This is a genomic window from Bacillus cereus group sp. MYBK222-1, from assembly GCF_051916425.1.
In the GTDB taxonomy this organism is placed as follows: Bacteria; Bacillota; Bacilli; order Bacillales; family Bacillaceae_G; genus Bacillus_A; species Bacillus_A paranthracis.
This window is the reverse complement of record NZ_JBQAGP010000017.1, coordinates 1-8,641: the sequence shown is the minus strand read 5'-3', so window position 1 is coordinate 8,641 and position 8,641 is coordinate 1. Positions and strand designations below refer to the sequence as shown.

Sequence of the window (8,641 nt, the reverse complement as noted above, 5' to 3'; positions counted from 1 at the left end):
TAGTTTGGTGATGATGGCAGAGAGGTCACACCCGTTCCCATACCGAACACGGAAGTTAAGCTCTCTAGCGCCGATGGTAGTTGGGACCTTGTCCCTGTGAGAGTAGGACGTTGCCAAGCAAGCTTAAGACGAGTCAGAATGACTCGTCTTTTTTGTATGTTTTCATGCCTCTGTTAATTGCTTGTTTAACTCCTTCTAAATAGGCAAAGCCATGCCTTTTATCTGGTTCTAAGTAAGTACCTTCTGCCCATTCATTCCACGCATTAATAAATAAAAACTCGCTGTTGTAAAGAGAATAGGTGCGCTGGATTTGCTTACTTAAATATATCGTGAACTTCTCAGGAGTAGAGCCTACGAAAATGCTGCTATTTAAATCTTTGCGGCGTGCTGTGTTGTCCCAGTCAACAAAGGCACCGGGAAATGTTTTTTTCTCTGGAGGAGACCGCTTTAGTATATACATCCAAACTTTATCATAATCCCAAGCGTTTATTTGTTTACCAGACTCATATATTGTTTTATTTATGTCTGAAGAGCTATCATGAGCAATTGTATAAAAAGGCTCGAATTGAATGCTAGCATCGAACCCATTTATATTAGGAAGTGGGAAGCTGTTTAATGTTTCTACAAAGTATATACCTGCCAAACCATTTTCTTGTGCGAGTGTATTCCAGTAGTTAAGCATTTGCTCACAATTAGGTATATGCCCAGGACGATAAATAATGAATAGTGGTTTATTATCTATACGGATATACCTCTCATCTTGGAAAGCTTGTAATAAATAATCAAAGTGTTCTTTCCAATCCGATAACCCTCCGTAATTTTGAGGCATTAATATGTGACTATCAAGACCATCCCAAGTTTTTGTCCATGGTTCATTTGCCCAAGATAGGCAAAATGGAAAATCTGGTTCGCCCATCTGAAGTACCTCATTAAATGGTCTCTCCAATAGCCTCTTCCCTTTAAACCAGTAATGGTAATAACAAAAACCATATATGCCGTGTGCTTTGGCAATTTCTGCTTGCCATTTTCTTACGGATGGGGTGGTTAAGTCGTAATAAAAATCTTGATAAGGTTCTCTAGGTTGATAATGTCCTGAAAATAAAGGTCGTGCACTTTTAGTATTTGTCCATTCAGTAAAACCTTTTCCCCACCATCGGTCATTTTCTTTTATTTGATGAAACTGTGGTAAGTAAAAAGCAATTATTTTCAAGATATATCCCCCTTATGTGCTTCGTAGTTCAAGTGGTGGGAAGTTATTTTTGATTTTTCGAATCTAGTTAAAGCATGAGAACCGTTATTTACTTACTCTGTTTATGCCCCATAATGAATTTTTTTGTACAGTTTGCTTGATATGGAAATCTTTAATGATTTAATATATACGGCTGAAATATAAAATGATCTTCATTATACAATGAGCGAAAAGAGTTAATCTTTTTGGAGAACAAATAGGGCTTGGGGTAATCGGTTTGCATCATCGAAAAAGTCCCGCAGCTTTAAATACTTCTCATAGTGGTTTTTAATATAAGTTCTAGGTATAATGGTTTCCCCGTAGAAGCTACTATTTCTAACGTCTCCAGCTCCCGTAGGGCTGTGGACGAAATTGCCGCTTTCATAATCCGAGATGGCACGATTTATATCTGGAAAAGCTTGAGATAAAGTTTTATGCCATCCTGTCTGAATTAATTCAGGGTGTTCCTTAAATTGTTGACAAAAATCGAGAAAATAGCGCGCTTGTGTCGTGGCGATGAAGATTCCACCTGGACGAAGAATTCTTGAAAATTCCTTTATCCAATGTTCTGCAGTTTCTTCGGATAAATGTGAGAATACAGAATAAGCGAATATGATGTCCAATGAATTGTCACTAATAAATTCTACAGGAGGTTGTGGATTGGCGGTTATATATATTCCTCTTCCTAACGTTTCATTGCAAATATTAATCATTGCTGGATCTACATCAATCCCAAGTAAATTTTCATCGCGAACATCTTTGAAAAAAAAGCGTATAATTCTTCCCCAGCCACAACCAAAGTCTAAAATTTTCCGTTCTTTATTCAAGGGAACGCCTAAATTATGGGCATATGTTTTTACAAGTCTATAAAACAAATATGCTTCATAAAGAGCATGTTCACAGGAAGCACCTACAAACTGTTGTTGAATTTCTTCAGGGGGGAACATAGGTACTGGGATACCATTTATCTTTGTTTGTGAGCAACTTTGTATAAATAGATGAAGAAGTTCAACATCAGAAAGCGGGCTAACAAGGTTATCAAAATCACTTCCTAACTTAAAGTCATCCATTTGTTAACCTCCAAATTATATGGTGCCTAAAAATCATTTTCTTGTTTTCTACTAATAAAAACATGTAAAAATTCAGCATCTAAGCCTAGTGATTTATCCTTTTGTAAATAAACTAGGGTATACATATTTGCATGTGTATAAATATATTCAATCATATCTTGGCCCCAATCAAATGTTACTAAAGACCCATTCTCATCAATAGGATTTCCGTGATAAATTGGCTCTTCAATATACTCAATTCCACCCTCATTGATTCTTGCCCTTTGCAAAGTTTTGGGAAGTGTGTGGTACCAAGGGACAGTAAACACATGAGCACCGCCAGGCTTTAATACACGCTCTATTTCTTTAAAGGCTTTGTTTGGTTCCATTACATGTTCAAAGACATCTTGAGTAATGAACAAATCAAAAGATTCATTTTGAAAAGTCATGTTTTCTAAGTTCTCGCATCTAATCCCTTGAAAGTATTGGCCGAGAGGATAGTTTTTAAAGTATTGAGAGTATGTATAGTTTTTGCAGTTTTTTATTAGTAGTTGAGTTGTAATCCCCCCAGGTGAGGATTCGTGAATATGATAGGAACCCCATTTCGGAAAAAATGTATTTAAAACATGAATTAAAGCTCGCTGCCTTGGTATAGAGTGGCATGTAGAACATAAGTAGTGATCTCTAAGCCAATCGTTATGCTCTATAAATGTAGTTTCCTTCTCACAAATAACACAATATCCGTTATTATGTTTCAAATTACCTTCCACATGACATCACTCCTGTGTAAAAAATGTATATGGCACATGCGTCAATAATTAGTGAATTCAAAGAGGGTAGGTGAAATTTAGGGAATCTATAACAGTAAAATTGGTAGAAGGGAATAATTAGCAGGGGAGAACCCCTCTCTAATTAAAGTTTCAATTTATGCTATGCGATACATTCGCTTTTATTCATTGAAGAGTGTATCAATTTAAAATATCCCTTTTGTGTACGGATACATTTCAAAGTCTTGTGCATATATTTCTGTAACTAATGCCATTGTTTCTTCATCATAAAAACTTTTATATGTCGGAAAGCGAGGGAAGGCGGCATCTGTAATGCTGAGCTCTGCATAGCTTCCTGTATACATCATTTTATGAGAGCGATGATGATCTGAATTTGTAAGTAGCGCTAAATTAGATTTAACTAAATCGTACGTATGTTCTATTTTGGTGATTTGTGTATTAAAATCTTCTAAAGGAATATAGTGTTGGATGAAATTTTCTTCACCCGGAACGTATTGCTGACTAAAATGTATGTCCATTGCTACGGAATTGGGACCTAATGCTCGAACGTAATATAAAAATTGTTTAAATGATATTCCTCGGTTACTATATTTGTCATTATATAAATACTGGCGGATACTTTCCCATTGAGGAATTGCATATGGATTGTCAGCAAGTAATAAAAATGAGCTGACGGCCCTTGTATAGGGATTTCGTACAAGTTTACAAACAGCTTTTTCTGCTGTTAGAAGCCCATTTTGTAACTCTGGTATGTAGTTGGTGTTGTTTTTATATACCCAGAATTCATAGTAATGAATAAAGTCATGGTATTTCTTTGCTTCATTAAACAATCCGATTTGAAAAAAGAACCAATTAGCTAAAGTAGTGCATCCGCTTCTATGGCTCCAGAATAGTATAAGGGGAAAGTCTTTATGGAAATGTGGGATTCGATCTTTATGTAGAATTACATGATTTAAAAGCTCTTGATTTACATTCTTCATACATGTAGTGCTCCTTTTTGAAAGTTTTATTTATGGAGAAGGAGAAAGCTTTTACTAATCCAATATATTCATAGGAATGAGTAAATATTATGAATGTTTTTTCGGACGGCTTAAATAAGGTAGTGATTCTAAAGGGAAAATATAAAATAAAGATAATGAAAATTTATAAGGGGCATACAATTATAAGAGACTCAATAATAGAATTGACTAAGTTTATTTATTTGTATTTCTAGGTGAGATAAGCAAAAATCTTATTACTAGAGAGGATATTATGCGGAAGAATAATTATTTAATAGTAGGTGGAAATAGTTTCATTGGTATTAACCTCGCATTAGGTTTATTGAAAAAAGGCCAAAATGTAAAAGTATTTTCCAGACATATAAATAATTTTCCTCAAAATATTATAAGTGAGGTTGAATTTATTAAAGGTGATTTAGCAAATGTTGAAGATATATATAAAGCCTTAGTGAATGTGGATATTATTATTTATTTAGCTGCAACGTCTAATGTAACAACTTCAATTGAAGATGTTTTCGGAGATATAAACAGTAGCCTTTTTTTTCTTAATTTCATGGAAAGTGCTAAAAATTTCCCCATTAAAAAAATCGTATTAGCATCTTCTGGAGGCACAGTTTATGGTGAACCGGAATATCTGCCTATTGATGAGGAACATCCATTAAAACCACTTTCTCCTTATGGAATAACAAAGGTGTCGCTTGAAAATTATTTGTACTTTTATAAGAAAAAATATGGAATGGACTATGTTGTATGTAGATATTCTAATCCGTATGGAAAATATCAAAACCCGTTAAAGAAAGTTGGAGCAATAAATTGTTTTTTGTATCAGCATCTCAGTAATGAAAAGATTAATATATATGGGAATCCACAAGAAATTATTCGAGATTATATTTATATCGATGATTTAGTGGAAGTTACTATACAACTATCGCAATTAAATCACTTGAAATTTTGTGTGTATAATATAGGCAGCGGAAAGGGTCTCTCTTTAAAACGAATTATAGTAGAATTGGAGAAATTAACGGAAAGAAAAGTGGACTTTATCTGCTATAAACAAAAGCAAGAAAACGTTCAAAAAATCATTTTAAATATAGATAGAGTAAGACGAGAATGTAATTGGGAACCGAAAGTGGATTTCAAAAGTGGAATTAGATTAAATAAGCTATGGATTGAAGAGTTCTTATATAGTAAAAAATAATAAGCCATGCCCTACTTCTGTATAAGTAGAGCGTGGTTTATTATTTTATTTCTTTTTTTATTACCCAAAGATCTTGATGTTCCCACCAAAAACCTTCAGTGTATTTTTTGATAATAGGATTATAAGGTAATAATTTAATTTTGTCACATACGTAAGAGGGGCTAACGATCGTTTGCCCATATTGATGAACATCTAAATCGAGTTGTTCGCTAGAGGGAAGAAACCAATAACCCCGTTCATTTAAAGCGGGAAAGCCGAAGTACTTTTTACTTTGATATCCATGAGTTGTGAAAATGAATAAGCCGCCAGGGGAAACAGCGTTATACAATGTCTGAAGCCAACGAAACCAAGTTGTATCAGGCATATGAGAAAAAAAGGATAGACAAAAAACGATATCATACGTAGACGAGGCTAATTTTACTTGTTCTGGTTCAGGGTGAGATAATAGAGATGAAGTATGTAATGTGTTTTTAATAAAAGTAATAGCCTCTTCGTGTATATCGCAAGTAGTTATACTTAAGTTCATTTGCTGATTTAATAAATGACGTGTTACGCAGCCATATCCGGATGCGAATTCTAATAATTGAATTGGAGTGTCTACAGGAGGATAAAAGGAAGTAATTAAATCTAAGAGTGTTTCTGCTGATTTTTTTCCATCTTTAAAATAATAATCTATTGCTTCTTTTTTAGATGGAAAGACTGGATTTGTGACAAGGAATTGAAAGATATGATCCTCTGGGTGGATATTTGCACTTACATTGTATTTTTGTGCAATTTGAGAAATCAAATGTTTATTTGCCGCTATAAATTCTTTCAAAGAGTAACACCCCTTAAATAATAGTAATGTCTTAAAAGAGCTACTGATGATAAAGAAAATATATAATTAAACCTTCAAATATGTTTCAAGGTACTTTCTATATGCATACATTTTCTTTTTTGAAATGTCGTCGATAGTAAAGGTGTCTTTAATGAAATTCTGCATTTGTACAACTTCACTGTAATGGGAATATGAATCTTCTGTTCTTGTTACGCTATTTGTATGTCGTCTATGATAGTTTAGAGGTTTTGGATTAAAATAAATGTTCCCCTCTTTAAGGAGAGAAACATAGAAAAACCAATCACCAGCTATTTTAAACTTTCGCAATTGTTTTGCTATTGTTTTTATATCTATGTTTTTAAAAACTACACTTGAGACATTAGGTATGGTGTTTTTGATAAATAACGTATCTTGTATTTCATCTATCCCTTTTCGGATATAAGAACTCTGCCATTTTTCCTTATCGATATCATTTGTGTAATTCAAATAATGATTGGCCAAGATATTTCCTTGTTCATCTATTTGTTTTGATTGTGTGTAGCTTAAGGCAACATCACTATCTATATGAAACCCTTGTATTACTTCTTCTAAAAATGTCTGATCACATAAGTCATCGGCCTCAGCAATCCAAATATAATCACCGGTTGCTGCAGAGACACCTTTTATCCATTGTTTAAATACAGAACCAGAATTTTTATCATTAATAATCTGCTGAACTTTCAGGTGGTGTTTATTTTCATTTGAGAGCAGCTTTTCAAATATAGATACGCTATTGTCAGTAGAGGCATCGTCTAGGAAAATTAGTTCGTAAAGGGGATAGGTTTGATTTAATATTGATTTAACTCGTTCCGGTAAGTATTTTTCGTAATTATAGTTCGGTACAATGACGCTTATTTTTTTATAATTATGCTCAAGCAAGTTTAATAATTGATAAACGTAATCAAGAAAGTTGAAATCTCTTTCAATAAGTTCTTGGCCAAAGGTCCCTTTTTGTAATCGTAAATCTTCATTCCCGATAAGTTCATATATTCTTTCCAGCATCATAGGTAAGTTTAAATAGTCTACTAATGCGCCGGTTTGTTCCGTAACAACATCTTCAAAACCTCCAGCGTTTTTGAACCCTATAACAGGGACTTTTGTATCTAATGCTTCTAAAACTACGTTTGGAAAAGGATCTTCTCTTGAAGTTAATAAATATAAATCAGCACCGGCGTTATATAAACCGATATCTGGAGTTGGATCCACTAATGTGAAATGTGCTGTATATCTTGGGGAGATTGTATTAAAAAAATGAACATCTGTTTTCCCAACCCAGATAAAATGAATATTCGTATGCATCTTTCTTACTGAGTAAGCAATAAGTGAGAATAAATCTATTCCTTTTCGATGATCAGCGAAACCTACCCCCAAGATGATTTTGCTATCGAGAGGCAGATTGTGCTTTTTTCGTAAATTGCTTCTCGCTTGTGCAATATTTTTCTTATAAGGATTATGGTTGAACAAGCCCTGAGGGAGAATGTGGCATTTTTGATGATCTAATTGGGTGATTGTACGGAATTTTTCATACACGTATTGTGAAGGGAAGACAATTTTGTGAGCAGATTGGGCAATGTTTCTTGCTTTTCCCTCAGCAGAGTACTGTTGTATTAAATGCGGCAATTCATGTATTAATGAAATAACTTTAATATTATGTTTAGCTAGTAATGCAACTATATCACCACTTATGACGGTACTACATATGGCGATGGTATAGTCTTTTAATAATAACTTCTTTATTAATAATTCGACTTTTTCTTCCGTTGGGTAGTCTTCCTCTAGGCAATAAACAGGACCATACTTTTGAAAATCGCGGATTAAAATACCGGTTCCAATAGAAATAATTGCGACGGAGTAATGAAAGTTTTCTTTAAGGGCTTTAATAGTATGTAAAGAAAGCAGCTGTGCTCCGTGGAAATGGGCATCATGGGATACATAAATGATTTTCTTATTAGCATGCATTTCATAACGCCTCCTAATGTAATTAGATTTTAGTAAATGTAGGATGTATTTATAATTCCTAGAGAGAAGTGGTAGGAGATAATTGTGAATGTAACCGAAATAAAAAAGCTACTTTTAATATATATTTGTGTGGCTTGATATTCATTCTTTATAAAGTAGAAACTGTCGATTATAAAAATGACTACACTAGTTTATTAATCTTTAGGGAAGGAGTATAAAAAACTTTATAATTTATAAAATAAAAAGGATAAAAAGTATTGACGATTAGAGTACAGAAGTGTAATATAGAACAAGTCGCCGATGACAATAACGTCGAAAGCGACAAACGAAATAAAAAACTTAGTTGACATTAACTAACGAAGATGTTAACATAAGGAAGTCGCAAATGAGCGGCAGACAAGTTCTTTGAAAACTGAACGAAACAAACAACGTGAAACGTCAATTTTTATTTTATGATGCTAGACAAACTAACTTTATTGGAGAGTTTGATCCTGGCTCAGGATGAACGCTGGCGGCGTGCCTAATACATGCAAGTCGAGCGAATGGATTAAGAGCTTGCTCTTAT

7 protein-coding genes and 2 rRNA genes are annotated in these 8,641 nt (G+C 33.8%); 3 read left to right on the top strand and 6 right to left on the bottom strand.

The window, feature by feature from the left end; all coding sequences use genetic code 11:
• The first annotated feature begins 3 nt into the window (after positions 1-3).
• Positions 4-119 (top strand): 5S ribosomal RNA (gene rrf, locus ACTFR9_RS27395).
• 14 nt (positions 120-133) lie between these two features.
• On the opposite strand, the gene ACTFR9_RS27390 is transcribed toward rrf, so the two are convergent.
• The 4 genes from ACTFR9_RS27390 to ACTFR9_RS27375 all read right to left on the bottom strand — a co-directional run bounded on the left by ACTFR9_RS27390 (position 134) and on the right by ACTFR9_RS27375 (position 4,045).
• Positions 134-1,210 (bottom strand): glycosyltransferase WbsX family protein, encoded by a 1,077-nt coding sequence (locus tag ACTFR9_RS27390; RefSeq protein WP_076856799.1) that lies wholly within the window; start codon positions 1,208-1,210, stop codon positions 134-136.
• 215 nt (positions 1,211-1,425) lie between these two features.
• Positions 1,426-2,298, bottom strand: a complete 873-nt coding sequence (locus ACTFR9_RS27385) for a class I SAM-dependent methyltransferase (protein WP_229136869.1) — start codon at positions 2,296-2,298, stop codon at positions 1,426-1,428.
• 26 nt (positions 2,299-2,324) lie between these two features.
• Entirely contained in the window at positions 2,325-3,047 is a 723-nt protein-coding gene (locus ACTFR9_RS27380) for a class I SAM-dependent methyltransferase (RefSeq protein ID WP_000398929.1), read from the bottom strand.
• A 203-nt stretch (positions 3,048-3,250) separates the two neighbouring features.
• Positions 3,251-4,045 carry a sulfotransferase family 2 domain-containing protein gene (locus ACTFR9_RS27375; protein ID WP_000800261.1) on the bottom strand — a complete coding sequence of 265 codons (795 nt, stop codon included), beginning with the start codon at positions 4,043-4,045 and terminating at the stop codon, positions 3,251-3,253.
• A 271-nt stretch (positions 4,046-4,316) separates the two neighbouring features.
• Here ACTFR9_RS27375 and ACTFR9_RS27370 point away from each other — a divergent pair, with 271 nt between their 5' ends.
• Positions 4,317-5,261 (top strand): NAD-dependent epimerase/dehydratase family protein, encoded by a 945-nt coding sequence (locus ACTFR9_RS27370; RefSeq protein ID WP_001230823.1) that lies wholly within the window; start codon positions 4,317-4,319, stop codon positions 5,259-5,261.
• Between the two features lie 40 nt (positions 5,262-5,301).
• On the opposite strand, the gene ACTFR9_RS27365 is transcribed toward ACTFR9_RS27370, so the two are convergent.
• Both ACTFR9_RS27365 and ACTFR9_RS27360 read right to left on the bottom strand, forming a co-directional pair.
• Positions 5,302-6,078 carry a class I SAM-dependent methyltransferase gene (locus ACTFR9_RS27365; protein WP_074533328.1) on the bottom strand — a complete coding sequence of 259 codons (777 nt, stop codon included), beginning with the start codon at positions 6,076-6,078 and terminating at the stop codon, positions 5,302-5,304.
• 66 nt (positions 6,079-6,144) lie between these two features.
• Positions 6,145-8,076, bottom strand: coding sequence for a glycosyltransferase (locus ACTFR9_RS27360; RefSeq protein ID WP_000543170.1), 1,932 nt, complete (start codon positions 8,074-8,076; stop codon positions 6,145-6,147).
• A 473-nt stretch (positions 8,077-8,549) separates the two neighbouring features.
• On the opposite strand from ACTFR9_RS27360, the gene ACTFR9_RS27355 reads away from it, so the two are divergent.
• A 16S ribosomal RNA gene (locus ACTFR9_RS27355) occupies positions 8,550-8,641 on the top strand; the annotation flags it as partial.

What these genes read in the sequence shown, in the direction of transcription:
- ACTFR9_RS27385 (WP_229136869.1), bottom strand. Translation starts at nt 2,298, where the DNA reads ATGGATGACTTTAAGTTAGGAAGTGATTTTGATAACCTTGTTAGCCCG.
- ACTFR9_RS27375 (WP_000800261.1), bottom strand. Translation starts at nt 4,045, where the DNA reads ATGAAGAATGTAAATCAAGAGCTTTTAAATCATGTAATTCTACATAAA.
- ACTFR9_RS27370 (WP_001230823.1), top strand. Translation starts at nt 4,317, where the DNA reads ATGCGGAAGAATAATTATTTAATAGTAGGTGGAAATAGTTTCATTGGT.
- ACTFR9_RS27360 (WP_000543170.1), bottom strand. Translation starts at nt 8,076, where the DNA reads ATGCATGCTAATAAGAAAATCATTTATGTATCCCATGATGCCCATTTC.